The sequence below is a fragment of the Nocardia lijiangensis NBRC 108240 genome (assembly GCF_001613045.1).
GTDB classification, from domain to species: Bacteria; Actinomycetota; Actinomycetes; order Mycobacteriales; family Mycobacteriaceae; genus Nocardia; species Nocardia lijiangensis.
In genome coordinates this window covers 47,352-71,304 of the sequence record NZ_BDBP01000050.1, presented here as the reverse complement: position 1 = coordinate 71,304, position 23,953 = coordinate 47,352, and the positions used below count along the sequence as shown (strand labels likewise).

General features: G+C 70.0%; 15 protein-coding genes. 6 read left to right on the top strand and 9 right to left on the bottom strand.

Annotation, left to right across the window (positions count from 1 at the left end):
• A partial coding sequence (locus NL1_RS39065) for a hypothetical protein (protein ID WP_218024454.1) occupies positions 1-212 on the top strand: 212 nt, incomplete at its 5' end.
• A gap of 35 nt (positions 213-247) precedes the next feature.
• On the opposite strand, the gene NL1_RS19750 is transcribed toward NL1_RS39065, so the two are convergent.
• A complete protein-coding gene (locus NL1_RS19750) occupies positions 248-1,339 on the bottom strand; it encodes a calcium:cation antiporter (protein ID WP_067841446.1) in 1,092 nt (363 codons plus the stop codon).
• Between the two features lie 53 nt (positions 1,340-1,392).
• Here NL1_RS19750 and NL1_RS19745 point away from each other — a divergent pair, with 53 nt between their 5' ends.
• The gene (locus NL1_RS19745; protein WP_067841423.1) at positions 1,393-1,776 is read left to right on the top strand and encodes a DUF4377 domain-containing protein; all 384 of its coding nucleotides are present in this window, start codon (positions 1,393-1,395) and stop codon (positions 1,774-1,776) included.
• Between the two features lie 61 nt (positions 1,777-1,837).
• Here NL1_RS19745 and NL1_RS19740 read toward each other — a convergent pair whose 3' ends face one another.
• On the bottom strand, positions 1,838-2,293 hold the full coding sequence (locus NL1_RS19740) for an NUDIX hydrolase (protein ID WP_067841445.1): 456 nt from the start codon (positions 2,291-2,293) through the stop codon (positions 1,838-1,840).
• Positions 2,294-2,296: 3 nt separating this feature from the next.
• Positions 2,297-2,692: a nitroreductase/quinone reductase family protein gene (locus NL1_RS19735; RefSeq protein WP_067841421.1), complete on the bottom strand. Its 396-nt coding sequence runs from the start codon at positions 2,690-2,692 to the stop codon at positions 2,297-2,299.
• 177 nt (positions 2,693-2,869) lie between these two features.
• Between NL1_RS19735 and NL1_RS19730 the strand changes: the two genes are divergently transcribed.
• Positions 2,870-3,541, top strand: a complete 672-nt coding sequence (locus tag NL1_RS19730) for a phosphate signaling complex PhoU family protein (RefSeq protein ID WP_067841443.1) — start codon at positions 2,870-2,872, stop codon at positions 3,539-3,541.
• Positions 3,542-4,075: 534 nt separating this feature from the next.
• Here NL1_RS19730 and NL1_RS19725 read toward each other — a convergent pair.
• Complete coding sequence (locus NL1_RS19725) at positions 4,076-4,546, bottom strand: hypothetical protein (RefSeq protein ID WP_067841419.1); 471 nt, start codon at positions 4,544-4,546, stop codon at positions 4,076-4,078.
• 300 nt (positions 4,547-4,846) lie between these two features.
• Here NL1_RS19725 and NL1_RS19720 point away from each other — a divergent pair, with 300 nt between their 5' ends.
• Both NL1_RS19720 and NL1_RS19715 read left to right on the top strand, forming a co-directional pair.
• Positions 4,847-5,587 carry an HNH endonuclease family protein gene (locus tag NL1_RS19720; RefSeq protein WP_245673400.1) on the top strand — a complete coding sequence of 247 codons (741 nt, stop codon included), beginning with the start codon at positions 4,847-4,849 and terminating at the stop codon, positions 5,585-5,587.
• A gap of 35 nt (positions 5,588-5,622) precedes the next feature.
• The gene (locus NL1_RS19715; RefSeq protein ID WP_084510766.1) at positions 5,623-5,847 is read left to right on the top strand and encodes a hypothetical protein; all 225 of its coding nucleotides are present in this window, start codon (positions 5,623-5,625) and stop codon (positions 5,845-5,847) included.
• A gap of 47 nt (positions 5,848-5,894) precedes the next feature.
• On the opposite strand, the gene NL1_RS19710 is transcribed toward NL1_RS19715, so the two are convergent.
• Positions 5,895-6,344, bottom strand: a complete 450-nt coding sequence (locus NL1_RS19710; protein ID WP_067841414.1) for a hypothetical protein — start codon at positions 6,342-6,344, stop codon at positions 5,895-5,897.
• A gap of 85 nt (positions 6,345-6,429) precedes the next feature.
• Here NL1_RS19710 and NL1_RS19705 point away from each other — a divergent pair, with 85 nt between their 5' ends.
• Entirely contained in the window at positions 6,430-7,284 is an 855-nt protein-coding gene (locus NL1_RS19705; RefSeq protein WP_084510765.1) for a helix-turn-helix domain-containing protein, read from the top strand.
• Positions 7,285-7,359: 75 nt separating this feature from the next.
• Here NL1_RS19705 and NL1_RS19700 read toward each other — a convergent pair whose 3' ends face one another.
• From NL1_RS19700 to NL1_RS39605, 4 genes are read right to left on the bottom strand one after another with little or no spacing between them, the layout of a single operon-like run.
• Complete coding sequence (locus NL1_RS19700) at positions 7,360-8,172, bottom strand: ABC transporter permease (protein WP_067841412.1); 813 nt, start codon at positions 8,170-8,172, stop codon at positions 7,360-7,362.
• Positions 8,172-8,990 carry an ABC-2 transporter permease gene (locus NL1_RS19695; RefSeq protein ID WP_067841411.1) on the bottom strand — a complete coding sequence of 273 codons (819 nt, stop codon included), beginning with the start codon at positions 8,988-8,990 and terminating at the stop codon, positions 8,172-8,174. The genes NL1_RS19700 and NL1_RS19695 overlap by 1 nt, the downstream gene beginning before the upstream one ends.
• Positions 8,987-9,958 carry a daunorubicin/doxorubicin resistance ABC transporter ATP-binding protein DrrA gene (locus NL1_RS19690; protein ID WP_067841409.1) on the bottom strand — a complete coding sequence of 324 codons (972 nt, stop codon included), beginning with the start codon at positions 9,956-9,958 and terminating at the stop codon, positions 8,987-8,989. Before NL1_RS19690 ends, NL1_RS19695 begins: the two co-directional genes overlap by 4 nt.
• Positions 9,955-23,799 carry a non-ribosomal peptide synthetase gene (locus NL1_RS39605; RefSeq protein WP_245673398.1) on the bottom strand — a complete coding sequence of 4,615 codons (13,845 nt, stop codon included), beginning with the start codon at positions 23,797-23,799 and terminating at the stop codon, positions 9,955-9,957. The genes NL1_RS19690 and NL1_RS39605 overlap by 4 nt, the downstream gene beginning before the upstream one ends.
• Positions 23,800-23,953: the final 154 nt, after the last annotated feature.

The following is a 23,953-nucleotide window of genomic DNA, read 5'->3' as shown; positions in this document are numbered from 1 at the left end:
ACGATCGCGGTCGCGGATTCGCGGTCGGCGGTGCGGATTTCCGGCGTCATAGACGGGGCCCGCGTACCGCGCTTTCCGCACGGGATGTGTCGAAATTCATGGCGCTCTCCGAATCCGGCGTCAATGCCAACATCCGTCAAGCTAATCGGTACTCCGCGTCACAACAAAATTCGCATGCTGTGACGCTGACCACTCACAAGTCGTTCATGTGACCAGTTCCAGTCATTCGCGAGACACCTCACGACGCCTAAGGGCTAGCGGCGAGGAACACAAAAGCCGAGAACAGAGCCAGATGCACGCCGCCCTGCAGCAGGGTCGCCCGGCCGGGAACGATCGTCAGCACGCCGACGACTACCGTCAGCGCGAGCAGAACCATCTGCGTCGCACCCAGCCCCAGCACCAAGGGACCCGATAGCCAGATAGTTGCCACGGCGATGGCCGGGATGGTCAGGCCGATGCTCGCCATTGCCGAACCCAGCGCCAGGTTCAGGCTGATCTGCACCTGATCGCGGCGCGCCGCCCGCACCGCGGCCAGCGTCTCGGGCAGCAGCACGAGCAGCGCGATCGCCACACCCACCGCCGCGGGCGGCAGGCCCGCGTTCACCACGGCCGATTCGATGGCGGGCGAGACCACCTTCGCCAGACCGACCACGCCGACCAGCGCGACCAACAGCAGCCCCAGACTGAGCAGTGTCGCGCGCACGGAGGGGCGCTCGTCGCGCGCGTCGTCGTCGGTGACCACCCCGTCGCCCTCCACCGGGAGGAAGTCGTCGCGGTGACGCACCGTCTGGACCATGACGAACAGGCCGTACAGCGCGAGCGAGGCGAAGGCGGCGAAAGTGAGCTGCGCGGGCGAGAACTCCGGGCCGGGCACACTCGAAGTGAAGGTCGGCAGCACCAGGCTCAGGGTGGCCAGCGTCGCCACTGTGGCCAGCGCCGCGCCGGTGCCCTCCGCGTTGAAGACCGCGACGCGTCTGCGCAGGGCGCCGACCAGCAGGGCCAGACCGAAGATCCCGTTGCAGGTGATCATCACCGCGGCGAAGACGGTGTCGCGGGCCAGGGTGGCGGCCTTCTCGCCGCCGGAGATCATCAACGTCACGATGAGCGCGACCTCGATCACCGTCACGGCGACCGCGAGCACCAGCGATCCGAACGGCTCCCCCACCCGGTGTGCGACGACCTCGGCGTGATGCACCGCGGCGAGCACCGCTGCCGCGAGGAACAGCGCGACCACGACCACCCCCACCCCCGGCAGGCTTCGTCCCCAGGTGGCGACCAAGGCGAGCGCGGCGAGGAGAGGGGTGAACACGGTCCAGCGGGTTGTCAACGCACGGAGCATGCCTTCCATCGTCCCAGCTATCTCCGAGCACCCGGATCGGTATCATCGGGGGGATGCAGCAACGACTCCGCAAGGCCGTCGCCGCGAGCATCCTGCTCGCCCCGCTGCTGGCGGCGTGCACCACCGCACCGCAGGCTCAAACGCTGCTCGCCACCTCCGCGACCAGCGAATCCGTGGAACGCGCCGGAACCTTCGTGATCGATGTGGCACCGCAGCCCATGCGGTGCACCGGGGTCGCGCCGAGGGAGTGCTTGCAGATCCGCCGCGACCAGAACGGTCCGTGGGAGTTGTTCTACGGCTCGATCGAGGGATTCGAGTTTCAGCCTGGCTACCGCTACCGCTCACGCATCGAGCAGACGCCGGTGGAGAACCCGGCCGCCGATGCGCCGTCGGTGGCATGGCGGCTGGTCGAGGTGCTGGACAAGCAGCCCGCCTGAGGTGGGCGGCACAGCCGGACGCAGTTCGCCAGAAGCACGGAGCGACAGGGCAGCTGTGCCCTCAGCGATAGACGCCGAGGCGCCCGGCCCGCAGGTCGTCGAGCGCGTCGAGATAGACGGGATTGTTCAGCGCGGGCGTGGCATCCAGATCGAAGTACCGCACCTCGAGCGATTCCGCGTCGCCGCCGAGCCGCCCGCCGATCGGCGCGCAGCGGAAGAACACGGTGATCGGCTGCACCACATCGCCGTTCGGGTACACGTGCCGATATTCGGTGTAGATGCCTTGCAGCGCCTCGATTTCCACGCGCAGGCCGGTCTCCTCGGCGACCTCGCGCACAACGGCGGACGCGGCCGACTCGCCCAGTTCGATGGCGCCGCCCGGCAACCCCCACTCGCCGTCGTCGCTGCGACGCTGCATGAGCACGCGGCCGTCGGTCACCACGCACGCCGCCGCATACGCCAATTGGATGTGGTCGTGGCCGACCCTCTCGCGTAGCCAGCGGATGTAGTCGGGCACCACTCAGTCGTCCAGGTCCACCCGGACCGTCAGCAGGTCGGTGCCGACGAGGCGAACCGCGGCACTGTTGGCGCGCGGCAGCTCGCGCAGGCGCGCGCGGGCGTCGTCCTCGGGGAGCAGGTGGGCGGTGCCGGTGTGCCAGTGACCGTGCAATCGCACGCGAACCCGGTTGTCGGCTTTGATGTTCCGGATGTACTGCGAGCGCTCGCCGAATTCGGAGACCAGCCAGAACTGGCTGCCGACCTGGCGGCCGCCGATCGGGGTGATACGCGGTTCGCCGCTCACCCGGCCGGTCGTCTCGAGCAGCTGCTGGCTCGACAGTCTGCGCAGAATCGGATTACCGACCAGGCGCTGAAAGGTGGTCACCAGACGGTGTTGCACATCGTCCTTCTTCGGCATACGCCGACCGTAGCATCGGAAAGGGAAAGCGACACGATGCACACCGTCATATCGAACCGCTATTTCCGCTGCACACGGCGACTTTCGCGGGTCAGGAAGGCGCGCACGGCGGATATCGCCATACCGGGCAGTGCGAATCGTTTCCCTGCTCGCCCCGGCATAGGCGAGAATTTGCCGGTGCGGACCCAGTTCACCCACGAGCTCAACGCGTTGACGAACGATCTGACGCTGATGTGCCGACTCGCCCACGACGCCGTCGAGCGCGTCACCGATGCGCTCGCAGCCGCCGACCTCACCGTCACCTACGAGGTCTTCGCCCTCGACGAGCAGCTACAGAAAATGTACGGCGCGTGCGAGGCGCGGACGGTGGTGCTGCTCGCGCTCCAGGCGCCGGTGGCCAGGGATCTGCGGCACGTGGTGACGGCGATCCAGATCGCCAACGAGCTGTCCCGCATCGGCTCGCTGACCAGCCACGTCGCCGACGAGGTCTACCGCAGCCATCCGAACCACGTTGCACCGCAACCCATCCTGGACGTGCTGGCCGAACTCGGCAGATTCGCCGCGCACCGCACCGCCCTGGCGGGCGAGGCCGTGGCCACCGCCCACCAGTCCGCCGACGCCGAACAGGTCACCGCGGCGCTCACCGATCTCCGGGTGCGCCTGCACGCGGCGTTGATCGATCCGGAGCGGTCGCAGCCCGCGACCGCCGCCATCGACCTCGCCCTGCTCGGCAATCACCTGGAGCGCTGCGTCGACCACACCACGCGCATCGAGCGGCTGATCCGGTTCCTGGACACCGGCGTTCCGCCGATGGCGCAGCCCGCGGACCCGGAGATGGACGAGGACTGAGCAGAGCGCGGCCGCCACGGAGTGACGCTTGCCACAGGGTAGCGAGGCTCGCCGAGCCGCCGAGCGCGCATGACATGCCCCAAGAACGCCCACGACAGGCCATTTTCCGTAGTAGCACAGTAGAGCTCACCCGATAACTCGCATTGCCGCGGTTCGCAATTCGCTGGTTGTCAAAAGCCCGTCATTTATCTACTATCTTGCTACGTAGAAGACAACGAGGTCGGGGACGGAGAATCCATCGTGGATCAGCCATCGAAGCGGATCGGAACGCGTGACGCTCGCCGGAAACCAGCACCGGTCCGCACCCGGGCCCGCGGCTCGCGCTGAGCGAGCCCCTCGAACGTCACGAACGAGAACGTCCCGTGCGGAGCTTCACCTCGGGACCTACCCCTCATCAGCCCCGTGGTGTCGCGCGGTGCGCCCGCGGCCTGGACAACCGCACGCCCGCGCGCACGCGGACGGATTCGTTTGTGATCCGCCACCCCTGAGTCGGCGCCGGCACGGCGGCTCAGGGGTGGTCCGGCATTTCCGGGACTACGCCGGAAAAACACCGACCAGGAACAGCACTCGGCGATTGAGCGCCCGCTGCTCAGAACTCGGCTGGGGATACTCGAGCTGGCCCGCGCCTGCGTACACCAGCGCCCAGGTGAATGCCGGGTTCGACTCCCACCACTCGTCGACGGCGGGCACGCCGTGCAACACCAGCCGGCCGTTGACCTGAGTCTTCACCCACGCCCACGCCGACGAGGCGCGGTTCTCGGCGGCCTCGCTCTCGCTGGTGCGCCGCTGATCGCAGGTCATCGCCGCCAGATCCTGCCGGTCGGAGTGACCGACGATGGTCAGCGACGTGAAGCCGGAACCCGCGGGATTGAGCACGTGCTGCGTGATCCGGTCCAGCACCTGGTGGAGACGAAGCCGCTCACCGGGCGACGCGAGACCTTCGACGGCGTCGAAATCGGTCTGGCCCGCGCCGTACCCGGCGAACTTGATCGGTTGGGTTCTCATGCCCTGCCCCTCTTGCAGCTTCGGAGAGGATCCGACCGTATGCCGCCACGGACCACCGCGTCCCGAGTAGCGGGCTACTCGGGTGTGCCGAACCTCATACGCGGCGTTCGCATTCCGGCATAGCCGGGACAGGTACTTTGGCGCCCGCGATAATTGCACGAGGCAGGCGTTAGGAAACAACTCGATGAAGCTCACGGCCCGGCAGTCGTCCCTCTTACGCCCGGTGGCCGGGAGAGTCATCGGCGATGCGCCGGTCTCGTTCGGCGGTGGATCGCTGTGAAGTGGACCGCATCTCGCAAGGTGGTGGCCGTTGTCGCGCCGATCGCCGTCACTCTCATGCTGACCGCCGCATGCACCGCTTCCAGCGGCACCGACAGCAAACCACCGACTTCGCCCGGACAACAGACTTTGGCGTCCGCCAAGGACGTCCGCGACTTGCTCACGAAACTCGCTGTGGCGCCGGAGGCCCCGATGACGGGGTACAGCCGCGAGAAGTTCCCGCACTGGGATAGCAATAAGCCCGAACACGGTTTCGGCGCCGACTTCACGCAGTACAGTCGCTGCACCACGCGGGAAGTGATGATGCTGCGCGACGCCGTCGGCTCGGTCCGGCTCGATCCCAAAACCTGTGAGCTCACGATCGGTTCCGACGGGGGCTGGCGCGATCAGTACGGCGTCCTGGACAGCAAGACCGGACAGCTCAAAGAGTACAAGTGGATCACCGCCCCGTCCGGTGTCGACGCCGAGCACATCGTCCCGCTGGCAGAGGCATGGCGATCCGGAGCGGCCTCCCGCGACGAGGACACACGTCGCCGCATCGCCAACGACGCCCTCAACCTCGTCGCCTCGGACCCGTCGGCCAACAGATCGAAGGGCGATCAGGACGCCGCGAACTACCTGCCACCGGGAAACTTCCGGTGTGGCTATATCGAGCACTACCTCACTGTCAAAGTAAAATACGGTCTGACCATTGATTCTGCCGAACAGTCCGCACTGCGCACCGCAGTCGACGACTGCGTCAGCCGAGGAGGGTTCAGATAATCGACATCATCGAGATCTCCGGCAAGGCCGCCGTCATGACCGAAGAGGAAGGGACGGTGTCCGGCGATCTCGATGTCACCGTCGACGAGACCGGCAAGGGACTGGTCCGCTACCGCGACACCGACACTTGGCTGACCATCGGCAATCTCGACGGCAACCCACCGCGCACCTGGTCCACCGTCACCGAACTCGCCACCGCCATCGAAGCCGGACTCGGCGCCCGCGACGCGGCGGGCAACCTGGTGTTCTTCGAGGCGTGACGAGTTCGCGTGCGTCCTGCTGACGGGAACCGCCGCGACGTGACCGGCTAGGCGTCGATACCGATGTACTGGTGGTCCAGGCGGATTCGGCCCTCGCCGTCCAGCGCGATCACCTCGTAGCCGCCGCCGACCACCGCCCCATCGGCCCGGGCCACCATCGCCCAGCCGAGGCCGATCAGGTTCGTGGTGAGCCGGGTGGCGGGACCGTGCGTTTCGAAGACGTGCTCGCCGGGGGCGACGAACATCTCGTAGGCGCGGCTCACGCGCCGCTCCAAGGCTTCGGCCCCGCGCACCTGGAGCGGCGGGATCGGGAAGGCCAGGTCGGTCGCGGCGTTGCGGATGGCTTCGGGCGGATCGACGAGCACCTGCGCGCCGTCGACGGCCCAGAGTTCGTCGATCAGGCTGCGGCGCAGCGCGGGGTCGGGCGGCTCGTTCCAGAGTGCGATGTACCGCTCGGCGAAGCGAGCCAGTTCTTTGTCTTCGTGGTGAGTGCTCATGGCACCGAGCCTGGCGCGCGCGGTGCGACGCCGCGATTCCCCGCAGGGTATGGCGCGGCCGCACCGGGTTCGATATCAAGGACCGATGAGCACCGTGGCGCAGTCACCCAGGTACACCGTGGCACAGCCACAAATAGGCACCGCGGCTGTCGGCGCGGCCACCCAACCCGACGCGTTCGCGAAGCAGCTCAAACGCTGGCGCACCATGCGCCGGGTGAGTCAGCTGGACCTCGCCATCCGCGCCGACACCACCCAGCGCTACCTCAGCTTCCTCGAGCAAGGCCGCTCCCGCCCCGGCCGCACCATGGTCGTGCGCCTGGCCGAATCGCTGGAACTCTCGCTGCGGGAACGCAACGGCCTGCTGCTCGCTGCGGGCTACGCGCCCGTCTTCGCCGAATCGCGATTGGACACACCGGAATTGGCGCCCGTCCGGGACGCGGTCGACCGCATACTCGATGGCCACATGCCCTACCCCGCGGTCGTGGTGCGCCCGTACGGCGTGCTGGTCGCCGCCAACGCCGCCTTCGAACTGCTCACCGAGGGCGCGGCGCCCGAATTGCTCGCGCCGCCGGTCAACGTGCTGCGGCTGGCGCTGCATCCCGACGGCCTCGCCTGCCGGGTGCTGAACCTGCCGGAGTGGGGCAGGCACGTGACCGAATCCCTTCGCGGGCGCGCCCTGCGCAGCCCCGATCCCGAGCTGGACGCGTTCATCGCCGAGTTGACGGGTTATCTCCCCGTCGCCGAACCCGGCCCCGACCACCTCGGTTTCGCTGTCCCGCTGCGGTTGCGCAGCGAGGCGGGCGAGCTGCGGCTGATCACCACCATCACGTCCTTCGCGACCGCCGTCGACGTCACGCTCTCCGAGCTGCATCTGGAGGCATTCCTCCCCGCCGACGACCACACCGCGTCCATCCTGCGCCGCCGCGCGGGCCTCCTCTGACAAGTTCTCCGTCGCACATGGCCACCACACGCAGCACACAGCCGCCGCCTGTGCGAGGCGTCGACACCGCCTGTGTCAGCGGCGGCTGGCGCGCCGGTAGCCGATCACCGCGGGCACGGCGAAGACGATGATCGCGCCGAGCGACCAGAGGATGGTCAAGGTCAAGGGGCGGGCCAGGGGGCCGCCCAGGGAGAGGGCCTTCATGGTGTCGACCGCGACCGACATTGGCTGGTTGCGGACCACGGGCTGGATCCACTGGGGGAAGGCGATCAGCGGGACGAAGCCGGTGCTGAAGAACATCAGCAGCGAGGTGAGGATCGTGATGCTCTCCACCAGTGTGGCTTTCGCGGTGAACACCGCCATGGCGGTGACCATGGTGGCGAAGGCCAGCCCGAAGAACACCGGGATGAACACGAACACCAGCGCGGGCACGATGCCCTGGTGGAAGCGGAATCCCAGCAGATAGCCGACGAGGATCACCACGAGCGTGCCGAGCAGGATCCGGCAACCTTCGGCGAGAACGCGCGAGATCAGCCCGGAGGACCGGTGCACCGGCAGCACCCAGAAGCGAGCGAGCAGGCCCGCGTCGCGTTCCCTGCCGAGCATCACCCCGCTCGCTATGGCACCGCTCAGCGCGCCGACAGTGGCCACCATCGGCACCGACCCGTACAGCGCGTCGGTGCCGGAGAACTTCTGGATCTGCCCGCCGATGACGATGTCGAGCATCAGCAGCAGCAGACACGGGATGATCAGCGTCTCCAGCAGCGCCACCGGATTGCGGGACCAGCGCAGCAGCAGGCGCTGGGTCTGGATCGCGGTGTGCCGCAGCAACGAGAGCGGCGAGGTCTCGCCGTGCGACAGCGTCTCCTGTTGGACCGTCAGCGACATCACGCCCTCCTCGAACTCAGCCGGATCGCCGCGGGCAGGCAGACGACGACGATCGCCCCCGCCCACAGCAGCGGCGGGCCCATCAGCGCCCAGGTCACCTCGCCCGCATTGCCTTTCGTGTCCCCGGCCAGTGCGCGCAACGCGATGACGAACTGCGAGACGGGCTGGTTGCGCACGAAAGGCTGGATCCAGCTGGGAAATTGCTCCGCGGGGGCCAATCCCGTCGACAGCATGCCGAGGATCAACGGCGGAAGCACCAACGCCTGAGTGGTCGCCTCCGGGCTCTTGGTCACCGTCCCGATGACGTCGGCGCCCAGCGTGAACACAATCCCGATGAGCAGCGAGAAGGCAAAGAAGCCGAGCGTGTGCCAGGCGTCCAGGACGAAGCGGAAGCCGATGATGTGTCCGCAGACCAGGCCCGTCGCGATCGCGATGCACAGCCGGAACATGTTGCCGGACATGCGCGCCGCGACCGGAACCAGCGGACCGATCGGCATCGAGCCGAAGCGGCGATCGATCCCCGCGACGACGTCGGTGGCCGAGCGGAAGGCCGCGCCGATCGCGGTGAACGCGCAGGCCTGCAAGATGACGATCGGCATCATGAACTGCGCGTAGCTGCTGAATCCGGTGCCGATGACGGTCATCACCGTCTTCAGCGGAATGTAGAAACTGGCGGTGAAGGCGGCGGGCGCGACGATGGAGCTGAGCACCTCGCCGCTCTTGATCGCGGGTGTCACCAGCCTCGTGGTGAGCACCCACCACTGCTGCGCGCGGACCGGGGTGGCGCGGATGTCGGTCAGCCAGGCCCCGGCGGTCATTCGGCCGCTCCGGTCTCGGTGGCCGCCAGGTGGCCGGTGAGCTGGAGGAACACATCGTCGAGCGAGGGACGGCGCAGGGCGATGTCGACCAGTTCGACGCCCGACGAATCCAATCGGCGCAGCGCCTCGGCGAGCGTCTTCGCGCCTTCCGGAGCGGGGAGCGCGATGCGGTCGGAGTCGGGGGTGAGCGCGGCCCGGCTCTCCTCGGGCAGCAGCGGACCGAGCGCGGCGGCGATGGCGGGCAGATCCTCCAGCCGCAGCGGGACCACCTCGCAGTAGCTGCCGCCGGTGCGCGACTTCAGCTCGTCGGCGGTGCCCTCGGCGATGACCACGCCGTGATCGATGACGATGATCCGGTCGCACAGCGCGTCGGCCTCTTCCAGGTACTGCGTGGTGAGCAGCGTGGTGATGCCGTGCTTGCGGAAGCTGGACACCAGATCCCACACGCCCTGCCGGCTGCGCGGATCGAGTCCGGTGGTCGGCTCGTCGAGGAACACCACGTCGGGCCGGACGACGAGCCCGCACGCGATATCGATGCGCCTGCGCATACCGCCGGAATAGGTCCCCACCCGCCTGCCCGCGGCGTCGACCAGGTCGAATTCGGCGAGCAGTTCGTCGGCGCGCGCCCGCGCGGCCGGTTTGCGCAAGCCCATGAGTCTGCCGAACATCACCAGGTTCTCGTAACCGCTGAGCATGTCGTCCAGCGCCGCGAACTGCCCGGTGAGCATGATCGAGCGGCGCACGGCTGCCGGGTCGGCGACCACGTCGTGCCCGGCGACCTGCGCGCGGCCGCGATCCGGTGCGATGAGCGTGGACAGGATGTTCACCGTGGTGGTCTTGCCCGCGCCGTTCGGGCCGAGGATGCCGAGCACTTCTCCTTGCGCGGCCGTGAAATCCACGCCGCGCAGGGCGCGCACCTCGCCGAAGGATTTCTCCACGCCTTCCACCACAACTCCGCTGTCGTTCACTGCATGCCTCCAAGATGCTCGTCGAGCACACGCGCGATGATGGGCAGCACGTGTGGTGAGGACATTTCGTCGTGGGTGACCTCGACGTCGTAGTTGGTGATCGCGCCGGTGATGTACGGCCGCCAGCCCTCGGGGCCGAAGATGTCCGAAGTGTCCACGGTGGCGCTGAAATACAGGGCGTCGCCGTGGTAGACGGGACGCTGATATCCGGTTCTGGTGCGCGCCAAGTCGTTGTAGGAGCCCGCCATTCGCTCGAGGGTGCCTGCGTCCACCAAGGCCACGCCGCCGGTCCGCTCGGCGATCACAGCGGCCGCTTCTTGTGCTGTGGCGTCGGTGGGGATGTCATCGATGCCGAACATCGCGCCGAAGGCGCTGGCGAACGCGCCCGCGGAGAGCGTCTCGATGCTGTCGGCGTCGATGTCGGCGGTGTCGGCGTCCATCAGGGCGAGCACGCCGACCGGCACGCCCTCCTGCTCGAGCCGGGTGGCCATGGCGTGCGCGATGAGCCCGCCGTACGACCAGCCGAGCAGGTGGTACGGGCCTTCCGGCTGCACGGCGCGGATCTCACGAAGGTAGCGGTCCGCGAATTCCTCGATGCTGCGCATGGCCTGTTCGCTGCCGCTCAGACCCGGCGCTTGCAGACCGTAGATCGGGCGGCCGGGCGCGAGCGTCTCCGCGAGACCCAGGTAGGTCCACGACAATCCGGACGACGGATGGATGCAGAACAGTGCAGGTGCGTCGCCGTCCGGCCGGATCGGCAGCAGCACGTCGAGACTGAGGGCCGCGCCAGGCGCGGGCTGCGCCGTGGCGGCGGCGAGTTCGGCCATCGACCGCTCCTCCTCCGCGCCCGCCGCACGCGCCTCCGGGGTGGACGCGAATTCGGCTGCGGCACCGAGCACTTCGATCCAGAGGCGAGACAGCTCGGCCACGTCGGCCCGGTCGAGCAGCGTCGCGGGGAAGCCGAAGGTGACGCGCAGCCGGTCGCCGAGGACCACGGCGTTCACGTCGATCTCGGATTGCAGTGGCACGTCGAGGTATTCGGTCGCGGGCAGATCGCCGAGCTCGTCGGTGGGCAGCCAGCCGAGTCCTTCCAGGCCGGGCGGGATATCGCTGGTGGCGTAGCGACCCAGGTAGTTGAAGGAGACGCGGCCGGGGAGGCGGCGCGGAAGCTGCGCGGCGGTCTCGTGATTCAGGTAGCGCAGCAGACCGAATCCGATGCCCTTGTCCGGCACGGCGAGCAGCTGATGCTTGATCGCGCGAAGCGCCTCCCCCAGCGCGGGACCACCGGCCGAGGCATCGTCGACGTCCACCGTCCCGAGGTCGAGGCGCACCGGGTAGATGCTGGTGAACCAGCCGACGGTCCGGGAAAGGTCGGCGCCGGGAATCACCTCCTGCCGACGACCGTGTCCTTCCAGCCGAACCAGGACGCTGCGCTCCTCGCTCGCGCGCCACCGGTGCACGGCGAGGGCCAGCGTGGTGAGCAGGGCGTCCTCGACGCCGCCGTGGAACAGCGCGGGCAGCGTGGTCAGCAGCGCGGCGGTGACCTCCTCGGACACCTCCGCCTCCACCAAGCGCAGTTCGCCCGCCCGATCGACGGCCGGATCCAGCTCGCGCCCGCCGATCAGCGGATCGGGTCCGTCGATCGTCCCGCGCCAGAAGTCGAGTTCGGCGACCCGCGCGGCGCTGTGCGCTTCCTCGGCGAGGGCATGCGCCCACCGCCGCATCGACGTCCCGGTGTCGGCGAGCACCGGCGTCGCGCCCGTCGAGACCTGGGCCCAAGCGGCCATCAGGTCGGGCACCAGGATCCGCCAGGACACCCCGTCCACGACGAGGTGGTGCGCGATCACGATGAGACGCCCGGCGCGGCTGCGGTCACCGGCCTCGCCGACCGGATCGAGCCAGAGGAACTGCAACACCACACCGCGCGCCGGATCCAGCCGGTTCATCGCGGAATCCAGTTCGGTGAGCGCGTATTCGCGCAGGTCGACGGTGTCCGCGTCGGCGGCGAACTCGATGCGGCGGATCAGGCCCGCCACGTCGACGCTGCCCGGCTCGGACACCTCGAGTCGCACGTCCGGGTCGCGGGACAGCCTGGCGCGCATCATGTCGTGCCGGTCCACCACGGCCGCGACGGTCGCCGCCAGCTGCTCGGCGCGGATGCCGACGGGCAGTTCGAGCACCGCGGTCTGCGCGAAACGGTCGTAGTCGCCGCCGCGTTCGATCATGTACCGCACGATCGGCGGCAGCGGCATCTCGCCGACCCCGCCGCCGGGCAGCTCCTCGAGCACCACCTGTTCGCCCGCGGCGTCGGCCGCGGCGGCCAGAGCCGCGACGGTGCGGTGCTCGAAGACCTGAAGCGGGGTGATGGTCACACCGCCCTGCCTGGCGCGGGAGACCAGCTGGATGGCCAGGATGCTGTCGCCGCCGAGCGCGAAGAAGGAGTCCTCGACGCCGACCCGCTCGCGACCGAGGAGTCCGGCGAAGACCTCGGCCAGGGTCTGCTCGGTGGGCGTGCGCGGTGCGACATACTCGGTGCGCTCGTCTGCGAACACCGGTTCCGGCAACGCTTTTCGGTCCAGCTTGCCGACGGCGTTGAGCGGAATCGCGTCGAGCACCACGAAGGCGGAGGGCACCATGTAGCCGGGCAGCGCCGCCGCGGCGTGCTCGCGCAGCGCCTCCACGTCCAGTTCGACACCGGACTCGTGGACCACGTACGCGGCCAGCGCGGTGGCGCCGGACGGGCCGGGGACACCGAGCGTCACGGCGAAGTCCACGCCGTCGGCACGGCCGAGCACGGCATCGATCTCGCCGAGTTCGATGCGCTGGCCGCGCACCTTCACCTGGAAATCGGTGCGGCCCACGTACTCCAGTTCGCCGTCGCCGACCCAGCGCACCAGGTCGCCGGTCCGATACATCCGCTCGCCCTGCGTCCCATAGGGATGCGCGACGAAGCGGGTCGCGTTCAGGTCCGGACGGGCGTGATAGCCGCGCGCCAGGGCGGGCCCGGCGAGATACAGCTCCCCCGCGACGCCCACCGGCACGGGACGCAGCCGTCCGTCCAGCACCAGCACCGACGCGCCGCGGATCGGACCGCCGATGGTCACGGGCGCGTCCGCCGACAGCGGACCGGAACCCGTTGCCCAGATGGTGGATTCTGTTGGGCCGTATAGGTTCACCATGGTCCGGCCCGGCGCCCAGCGCTCCACCAGCTCCGCGCCGACCGCCTCACCGGCCACTGCGAGCACCTGCAGACTCGACACCCGCGCCGGATCCACCGTGGCCAGCGCCGACGGCGTGATCACCGTGTGCGTGACCCGTTCGGTTTCGATCAGTTCGGCCAGCGCGTCCCCGCCGAACACCTCCGGCGGCGAGACCACCGAGGCGCCGCCCGCGCCGAAGGCCATGATCGCCTCGAACACCGACGCGTCGAAACTCGGTGAGGCGACCTGCAAGACGCGCGCGTGCTCGTCCAGCGCCAGCGACTCCCGCTGCGCGGCGACGAGATCGGCGATGCCGCGGTGCGAGACCGTGACGCCCTTCGGCGTTCCGGTGGAACCCGAGGTGTAGATCATCCACGCCGGGTGGTCCGGCAGGATCGGCACGCGCAGTTCGCCTGCGCGCAGCGGTGTCTCGTCGGCCGCGCGCCAGCGGGCGGCGAAGGTCGGCTCGTCGAGGACCAGCCACCGCGTGTCCTCGGGCAGCTGCGGCCGGTGTGCCGCGACGGTGATACCGAGCACCGCACCGGAATCGGTGAGCATGTGCTCGATGCGGTCCACCGGGTGCTTCGGGTCGACGGGGAGGAACGCCGCGCCCGCCGCGGCCGCCGCCCACATGCCGACCAGTAGCTCCGCGCCCCTGGTCAATCCGAGCGCGATCACCGTCTCCGGCCCGGCGCCCGCCTCGATCAGCAGGCGTGCGAGTTGCCCTGCGCGGGCGGCCAATTCGCGGTAGGTCATCGTCGCTCCGGCGGCGACCACCGCGGCGCGCTCCGGATGCGCGGCCGCCGTCGCCGCGAACAACTCTGGCAGGGTGCGCACTCCGGCAGATTCCGGGCCGCTCGCGGGCACCAGGTCGGCGCGTTCCTGCGGTACCAGCAGGTCGATGTCGCCGAGGCGCTGTCCCGGATCGGCGACGACCGCGCCGAGCACCGCGAGCCAGCGGCGGGCGAGGGTATCGGCCGTCGGCTTGTCGAACAGGTCGGTGGCGTAGGTCAGGGTGGCGTCGATGCCTGCGCGCTCGCCGCCGTCGTAGCGCTCGCGCAGGTCGAGGGTCAGGTCGAACTGCGCCGCGTCGCGATCCAGATCCTCCACCTCGATCCGCAGGCCGGGCAGTTCGAGCGCCGGTTCGACGAAGTTCTGCAAGGACAGCGAGACCTGGAAGATCGGGTGGTGCGCGGTCGACCTGGCCGGGTTCAGCACCTGCACGAGGCGTTCGAACGGCACGTCGGCGCTGGCGAAGGAATCCAGATCCGACGTGCGCACGGCGGCGAGGAATTCGCGGAAGGACAGGTTCGGGTCGACGGGCGTGCGCAGCGCGAGGGTGTTCACGAACATGCCGACCATCTCGTCCAGCGCCGCCTCCCCGCGCCCGGCGACCGCGGTGCCGATCACCACGTCGTCGGTGCCGCCGAGCCGCGCGAGCAGCACCGCGAGGGCGGCGTGCACCACCATGAACATGCTGACGTCGGTGTCGGCGGCCAGCCCTGCCATGGCCCGGTGCAGCTCGTGCTCGACCGCGAAATTCAGGTCCGCGCTGCGCATCGACTGCACCGCGGGGCGCGGCCGGTCGGCGGGCAGTTCGAGCAGATCCGGTGCGCCCGAGAGGGATTCGGTCCAGTAGCGGATCTGCCGTGCGGCGAGCGATTCCGGGTCGGACTCGTCGCCGAGCAGTTCCCGGTGCCACAGCGCGAAATCGGTGTACTGCACCGGCAGCGCGGCCAGCGCCGCTTCCTGGCCCATCGTGGCCGCGGCGTAGGCGGTCATCAGGTCGGTGGCCAGCGGCGCCATCGATGCGCCGTCGGCGCTGATGTGGTGCACCACGAGGACGACGACGTGCACGGGCGTCGCGCGGCCGTTCCCCTCTGCCGTGTGCAATCGGAACAGTCCGACCCGCAGCGGCGGCTCGGTCACCAGATCGAACCCGACGCCCGCCAGTTCGACGATCCGATCCCGCAGCGGCGCACCGGGTTCGGTGACGACCGAGGCGAGTTCGGGCGCCACGGCGTCCGCGCCGAGGACCACCTGCCGCGGGCCCTCGGCGTCGGCCGGATACATGGTGCGCAGGCTTTCGTGCCGGTCGATCACCGCACGCAGCGCGCGCCGCATGGCGGCCACGTCCAGCTCGCCGGTGAGCCGCAGCGCGACGGCGATGTTGTAGGCGGGCGAGGTGGGGTCGAGCCGGTTGAGCACCCACATCCGCTGCTGGGCGGGCGAGAGCGGGATCCGGTCCGGCCGGATGCGCGGCGCCAGCGCGAAGCGAGCGCGCTCCCCCGCCGCGGCGGGGACCACGCGCGCGGACAGCTGCGCGACCGTGGGGGCGTCGAAGAGGTCACGCAGCGCGATCGTGGCGCCGAGCGCCGCATTGACCCTGGCCACCACCTTGGTCGCGCTCAGCGAGTTGCCGCCCAGTTCGAAGAACGAGTGGTCGATGCTGACCCGCTCGGCGCCGAGCACCTCCGCGAACACCTCGGCGACCGCCTGCTCGATCGGCGTGCGCGGCGCCAGGTATCGGCGCAGGAACGCCGCGAAATCGGGCACGGGCAGCGCCTTGCGATCCAGCTTGCCGACCGGTGTCAGAGGCACCTCGTCCAGCACGATGAGGTAGCCGGGCACCATGTAGCCGGGCAGCGCGCCCGCGATGCGCGAGCGCAGCCGTTCGGTGTCGTATTCCGCAGCCTCACCGAGGGATTCGCGTCCCGCGTCGCTGAGCACCACGTAGGAGACCAGCACGGTCTCCCCGGCCGGGCCCGGCATGCCCACGGTCGCGGCGTATTCCACGTGATCGTCGGCCGCGAGCACCGCGTCGATCTCGCCCAGCTCGATGCGCAGGCCGCGGATCTTGACCTGGAAATCGCTGCGGCCCAGGTACTCCAGCTCCAGCACCGGTCCGCCGGGGCGGCCGGACTCGACCCAGCGCACCATGTCGCCGGTGCGGTACATCCGCTCGCCGCGCGCACCGTACGGGTTGGCCACGAAGCGGCCCGCGGTCATCGCGAATCGGTTGAAGTAGCCGCGCGCGATGGCGGGCCCTGCGAGGTACAGCTCACCCTCCACGCCGACCGGAACCGGCCGCAACCAGGTGTCGAGCACCATGACCGCCGCGCCGCGGATCGGGCCGCCCATGGTGACCGGCTTGCCCGCCTCCAATTCCCCGGGCCCGGTGGCCCAGATGCTGAATTCCGTGGGGCCGTAGAGGTTCAGCATGCGCCTGCCGACGGACCACTGCGCGGTCAGCTCCGCCCCGGCCGCTTCGCCCGCGACCGAGAGGACCCGCAGGTCGGTGAGACCGCCGGGGTCCATCGTGGCCAGCACCGACGGTGTGATCACCGCGTGGGTGACCCGCTCGGCGCGCAGCAGGTGTTCGAGTTCCGCGCCGCCGTACACCTCGGGCGGCGAGAGCACCAGCTGCCCGCCCACCGCATGCGCGGTGAGCAGCTCGAAGACCGAGGCGTCGAAGCTCGGCGAAGCGACCTGCAACGCCTTGGCCGTGGGGTCCAGGTCCAGCGATTCGCGTTGCGCCGTGGTGAGATTCGCGACGCCGCGATGGCTCAGCAGTACCGCCTTCGGTTTGCCGGTGGAGCCGGAGGTGTAGATCAGGTAGGCGGTCTGGTCCATCCGGATGGCGCCGCCGCGCTCCTCGTCGGTGATGGGTCCGGCCGGGACCGTCATCGCCCTGCGGATGGTGTTCAGGTCGTCGAGCAGCAGCCAGTCGATCGTGCTCGGCAGGGTCTCACCGGTGGCGCGGACGGTCACCCCGATGGGCGCTTTGGAATCGGTGAGGATGTGCTCGATCCGTTCCACCGGGTAGTTCGGGTCCAGTGGCAGGAACGCCGCGCCCGTCTTGACCAGCGCCCACACCGCGACCACCGACTCCACCGAACGGGTGAGAGCGAGCACCACGAAGATCTCGGCGCCGATGCCGCGGCGCAGCAGCACCCTGGCGTACCGGTTCGACCAGGCGTCGAGCTCGCCGTAGGTCATGGTGTCGCCGTTCCCGCTGACCGCGATGGCATCGGGGTTCACCGCGGCGCCCGCGGCGAGGATCTCGGGCAGCGTGCGCTGGGGCACCGAGTCGACGCCGTGCACCGGCAGCAGGGCGGCGCGCTCGACGGCGTCGCAGTGCTGCACTCGCGCGACGCCGAATTCCGGATGCTCGGCGATCTGCTCGAGCAGCAGGACGAAACGGTCGAGCAGCATGCGCGCGTCCTGTTCGGCCAGCTGGTCGGCCATGAACTTCACCGTGACCCGCAGCTTGTCGCCCGCCTCACCGGGCATCCCGTGCAGCGGAATCACCATGAGGTTCAACGGGTACGGCGTCGCGTCGGTCCCGGCGATGTCGAGTATCCGCATGCCGGCGATGTCCAGCGACTGCGACAGCGCCTCGCGGTCGATCGGGTACGACTCGAAAACGGTGAGGGTGTCGAACAATTCGGCAAGACCGACGGCCTGGTGGATGGCGGCCAGCCCGACGTGCTGGTGGTCGAGCAGACGTGCCTGCTCGGACTGGATGCGGGCCAGCAGATCGGCCACCTTCTCCGCCGGATCGAGCCGGACCCGCACCGGAAGGGTGTTGATGAACAGGCCGACCATGTCCTCGACGCCCGCCAGCTGCGGCGGCCTGCCGGAGACGGTACCGCCGAACACCACGTCGGTGCGTCCGGTCAGCATGGCGAGCAGCAGCGCCCACGCGGCTTGCACGGCCGTGTTCACGGTCGCGCCCGCGGCGCGGGTCGTCGCCTCCAGTCGCGCGATCGTCTCTGCGGACAGATCGACCGAGACCATGCCGGATTCGGTGGACTGGATACCCGCCAGGGTCGGGACCGCGCGAGTAGGTGCGTCGATACCGGCCAGTGCCTCGCGCCAAGCCGCGATGGACGCGGAACCGGCTGTGCCGGTGAGCAGCCCGGCGGCGCGCTCGAGGTGGGTGGCTTCCGGTCCGGCAGGAGCTGCGGTCTCGCTCTCGGCCGCGATCGGCTCGGTGACACCCGAAGGTTCGGTGCGGGTGGTGTCGACGGCGAGTTCGCCTGCGGCAGGGGCGGGCTCGGCTCCGGCGGGGGCAGGCTCGGCGACGTGCTCGAGATCAGTCGCCTGTGGTTCGGCAGTAGCCGCGGCCTCGCTGACGGCCGCAGCCTCGCTGACAGCCGCGGTCGGTTCTGTGACGCCCGCGGGTTCGGCGGGGGCAGGAGCGGAGACTTCCTCGGCAGCCGCGGAAGCGGCGAGTTCCTCGGCGGAAGGTCTGATTTCGTCGCCGGAGGGGACGAGCTCGGCCGGAGCGGGGACGTTTTCGGCGGCTTCCTGTTCGGCGAGCCACGCGAGGAACCCGCGATAGGACGGGGCAGGGGGCAGCACGTCCGCGGCGCTCACGCCCGCGCCCGAAGCGATGTAGACGGTCAGCAGCTCGCGCACCAGCAGCGGCGTGGACCAGCCGTCCAGCACCAGGTGGTGGTTGGTCATCAGCAGGGTGTAGGTGTCGTCGGCGGTGCGGACGAGCTGGAAGCGCAGCAGCGGCGGACGGGTGAGGTCGAAGCGGGTGTTCGCGTCCAGGGCGAGGATCCGGTCGAGTTCCCTTGTCCGCTCGGCCTCTTCGGCGAGGTCGGTGAGATCCGATTCGTGCCAGCGCACTTCGGCGTCGGCGAGCACCAGCTGGCGCGGACCGTCCGGTGTCTCGACGAACGCGACCCGCAGGTTCTCGTGCCGGTCGACCAGTACCTGCGCCGCGGCGCGCAACCGGGCGGCGTCCACCCGGCCCGCCAGGGTGAGCCGGGTCTGCACGGTGTAGCCGTCGGCGGTGTCGGTGTCGTACCAGGCGTGGAAGAGCAGCCCGTATTGCAGCGGTGACAACGGCCAGACGTCGGCCAGGTTCGGGTAGGTGCGCTCCCAGCCTGCGATCTGCGGCTGGGTCACCGTGGTGAGCGGGAAGTCCGACGGGGTGTGCCCACCAGCGCCGGTCGTCCGCGCGTGGTCGGCGAGGGCGGCCAGCGCGGTGGCCCAGTGCTCGGCGAACGCGCGGACATCGTCCTCGGCCAGCAGCTCCGTGGCGTACGCCCAGGTGACCTCCAGACCCGCGGCGCCCATGATGGCGTTGACGTCCACGACGGCGGGCAGTGGCGCGCGATCGTCCTGCGTCGCGGCGAATCGCCGTGGCAGCCAAGGCCCTTCGGGGCCTCCGGCGGCGCGGCCCAGGTAGTTGAAGCTGATCTGCGGTGTCGGTCCGGTGGCGAGTTCGGTGGAGGTCTGCCGATTCAGATACCGCAGCATCCCGTATCCGACGCCGCGGTCGGGAATCGCGCGCAGCTGCTCCTTGGCCGCCTTGATCGCCAGACCGGCCGCGGGCCCGCCCGCGAAGGCCTCGTCCAGATCGATGCCCGCGAGATCGATCGCCACCGGGTACACGCTGGTGAACCAGCCCACCGTGCGGGCGAGATCGGCGCCGGGCAGCACCGACTCCTCGCGCCCGTGGCCCTCGAGGGTGAACAGCGCACCGGTCCTGTCCCGCCACCGCGCGACCGCCATGGTGAGCGCGGCCAGCAGCACATCGTCGGCGCCGCAGTGGAACAGCGCGGGCACCGTGTCCAGCACCGCGGTCGCGACGTCCACGGGCACGGTGGTCCGCACCTCGGCCGCGGTGGCCACGGTGTCCACCGCCGGATCCGCAGGCCGCGCGCCGAGCGGGGTGTCGGGTGTCGCCAGCACGCGCCGCCACCCGGGGAGTTCCGTGGCGCGCGCCGCCGCCTGCTCGACGTTGGCGTGTGCCCAGCGGCGGTACGAGGTACCGACGGGCTCGAGCTCGCCACCGGAGAAGGCAGTGGCCAAGTCGGGCAACAGGATTCGCCACGAGACACCGTCGGTGACCAGGTGGTGCAGAACCAGCCAGAGCCGGGTGCCCTCGGCGATGCCACGGCCGTCATCGGCAACGCCGACACCATCGTCGGCATGGGCGATACCGACCCCGTCTGTGGCACTCATGTCGATTCCACTGCTACTGGCAGCGCCGATGTCGGCGGTCGCTGTTCCACCGGCAGCGCCGGGGGCGGCAACGCTGGTCCCGCCGGTGCCGGTGACGTCGTCGGCGGATGCGCCCGCAGCCGAATTCTGCTCCACGAGAACGAACCGGGCGACGACCCCCGCGGCCGGATCCAGCCGATCGGCAGCACGCTGCAAGGCGTACTCACAGCTCGCCTCGGGGTCTTCGCCGACGGTCACCGAGTCGATGCAATCGGCCGCACGGACCGAACCTGGTTCCGCAACAACCCAATCCCAGCCGTCCTCGGCCTTCCGCAGGCTGCTGCGCAGCACGTCGTGGTGGTCGAGCAGCGCCTGCACCGCGGTGGTCAAGCGCGCACGATCGCCGTCCGGCGGCAGCGCGATCAGGACGGCCTGGCTGTACCGGTTCCAGGTCTCACCCTGGTCGAGCATCGCGTGCACGATCGGGGTGATCTCCACCGGACCGACTCCGCCGCCGGGCAATTCGAGCACGGCGGTGTCGGCCGCGTCGGTGGCGACGGCGGCCAGCGCGGCCACCGTCTTGCGTTCGAAGACGTCGCGCGCGCTGAACCGCAAGCCCGCGGCACGGGCGCGGGAGACCAGCTGGATGGAGATGATGCTGTCGCCGCCGAGGGCGAAGAAGTTCTCGTCGACGCCCACCGCGTCCAGGCCGAGCACCTCCGCGAAGAGTCCCGCGAGAGTTTCCTCGCGCGGCGTGGAGGGCGGGCGGCGCACGGTGGTGCGCATGCCGAAATCGGGTGCGGGCAGTGCCCTGCGATCGACCTTGCCGACCGGCGTCAGCGGGACGCTGTCCAGCACCATGATCACGGTCGGCACCATGTACGCCGGAAGAAGCTCGCCGACAGCGGCTTTCAGCGCTTCCGGCTGCACCTCGACGCCCGGCGCGCCGAGCACGTAGGACACCAGCGCGGTGGCCCCGCTCGGGGTGGTGGCCCCGATGGTGAGGGCGAACTCGACCTCGGGCTGCCGCTCCAGTGCGGCGTCCACCTCGCCGAGCTCGATGCGGTAGCCGCGCACCTTCACCTGGAAGTCGCCGCGGCCCACGTAGTCCAGCTCCAGCCTGCCCTCGCGGCGCCGCCACCGGACGAGGTCGCCGGTGCGGTACATGCGCGCGCCGGGCTCGTACGGGTTCGCGACGAACCGGCTGGCGGTGAGCCCGGTGCGCTGGTGGTAGCCACGCGCGACCGCGGGCCCGCCCAGGTACAGCTCGCCGACGACACCGGGCGCGACCGGCCGCAGCCACGGGTCGAGCACCAGCCCCACGACCCCGCGGGCGAGGCTGCCGATGCTCACCGGCCCCTCCGGCGTCAGCGGCGCGCTCACGGTGACGGTGACCGTGGTCTCGGTGGGGCCGTACCCGTTGAGCAGCGTGCGGCCCGCCCATTTCGCCACCAGCTCCGGCGGGCACGCGTCACCGCCGACCACCACGGTGCGCAGGTCGGGCAGCGCCGCGGGGTCCAGCGAACCGACCACGACGGGTGTCACGTTCAGATGGGTGACGCGGTGCTCGCGCAACACCTGGGCCAGGTCCTCGCCCGCGTACGCCGCGGGCGGCACGACGGCGATCGACGCGCCCACCGCGAACGCGACGAGCAACTCCTCGACCGAGATGTCGAAACTCGGCGAGACCGCGTGCGCCACTATGGCCTTCGCGTCCACGCCGAACGACGCGCCGGAGCCCGCGACCAGGTTCGCCAGCCCGCGGTGGGTCACGGTGACGCCCTTCGGCATGCCCGTCGACCCGGAGGTGTAGATGAGGTAGGCGGGCTGGTCGAGATGCATCGCCGCCGACCGGTCCGCGTCGGTGACGGGCGCCGAATCCTGGTGCGCCACCGTCTCGTCCGTCTCCGGATCGTCGAGCGTCAGCCAGGTGATGCGGTCGGGCAGCGCCTGCCGCGCGCCGGTCACGGTGAGCCCCGCCACGACGCCGCTGTCCGCGACCATGTGCTCGATGCGATCGGCGGGATAGCCGGGATCGATCGGCACGAAGGCGGCGCCGGTCCGCGCCACCGCCCAGACCGCGAGCACCGAGTGCACTGAGCGCGGAATGGCCACGGCCACCGCGGTTTCCGGGCCAGCGCCCGCCGCGATGAGCAGCCGCGCGAGGCGGTTGGCGTAGGCGTCGACCGCCCGATACGTCAGCGACGTCCCGTCGGCGCGGATGGCGACCGCGTCCGGATCGATGGCCGCGCCGTTTGCCAGGATCTCGGTCAGCGTGCGCGGCGGCACCGAGCCGGGTCCGCGGGCGGGCTCCAGCTCGGCCAGCTCCTCGGGCGAGAGCACCGACACCGCGGACAGCGCCGCGTCCGGCCCCGCGGCCAGGAAGCGGTGCAGGAAGTCGAGAAATCTCCGGTGCTGCGCGGCGAGTTCTTCGTCGTCGTACAGATTGGGGTTGGCCTGGAAATCGATGTGGGTGTTCTCCGCGCCCATGCCCGGATACAGGTTCAGGAACAGGTCTTCGATCAACCCCGAGGTCAGCACGTGCATCCGGCCGGTGACCTCGCCGAGCCGAATCCTGGTGTCCACCATCATGAGATTGACCGTCGGGCCGAACGAGGCCGCCTCGTCCACCGACCAGCCCAGATCACGGACGATGTCCTCTTGGCGGTACCGCTGCCTGCGCAGCGCCGAGGTCAGTTCGCGCTGCGCGGCCCTGATCAGTTCGCCGACGGTGGCCCGGGCGCCGAGTGTCAGCCGCAGCGGCACCACATTGGCGATCATGCCGCCGGAACGCCGCAGCGCCGCGGTGGTGCGGCCGGAGACCGGCATGCTCAGCGTCACCTCGGGCGCGCCGGTCATCGCGCCGAGGTAGGCGCCGAAAGCGGCCACCACGACGGGCGCCACGCTGGTCGACTCCGCCTTCGCCACCGCGTCCATCAATTCGGCAGTGGCGCTGGGCAATTCGCCCGCAACGAGGCTGGGATGCGCGTCCACGCCTGCCGCGCGTCCGGCCAGGCCGACCGGTTCGGCCATGCCCGCGAGGTGCTCGCGCCAGTACTGCGCGTCGGCGGCGAAGCGTTCGGAATCCCGGTAGGCCACGTCCGCGTCGACGATGGTGCGCAGATCGACGGCCTTGTTCGGGGGGAACTCCCGGCCCGCCCACTCGGCGTTGTACAGCTCGGCGGTGCGCTGCAGCATGGTCATGGCGCCGAAGCCGTCCAGCAGGATGTGGTGAATGCGCTGGTACCAGTACCAGTGCTCGTCGCCGAGGCGCAGCATGACGTACTTGCCGAGCCGGTCGCGCAGCAGATTCAGCGGGGCGGTGTACTCCGCGCGCATCCACGCCTGCGCGGCGGCCACCGGATCGGCCTCGCCGCGCAGGTCGACCAGGGTCGTCTCGTCCTCGAGCGAGGTGTCGATCACCTGGTACGGGAACCCGTCCACCTCGATCAGCCGCACGTACCCGCTGCCGAACTCGTGCACGGCCCGGCGCGCCACGCTGGACAGCAGATCCAGGTCGAGCGTGCCGTGGAACTCCACGTACTGGGCGATCGAGATCGGGGTGTCACCCGCGAAGTGCTGGGCGAACCAGATGCCACGCTGCGCCGCGGAGAGCGGAAAGGCGCCTGCGGGCAAGCGGTCGGCCGCGGCCACTGGGGTGAGAGACGGCTGAGGCATACAAGGTCCCTGCTGGCTCAGGAAAAAAGACGGAGAAACAAGTCAGGACGCGCGCGGTGCCCGTGAAGGGTGAGCGCGCTGTCGGCCGCGACGGGTCTCGACTCGTGTGGGAACGAGCCTTCCCGCGGATGAGTCGACCAGCGTGCGCATAGGA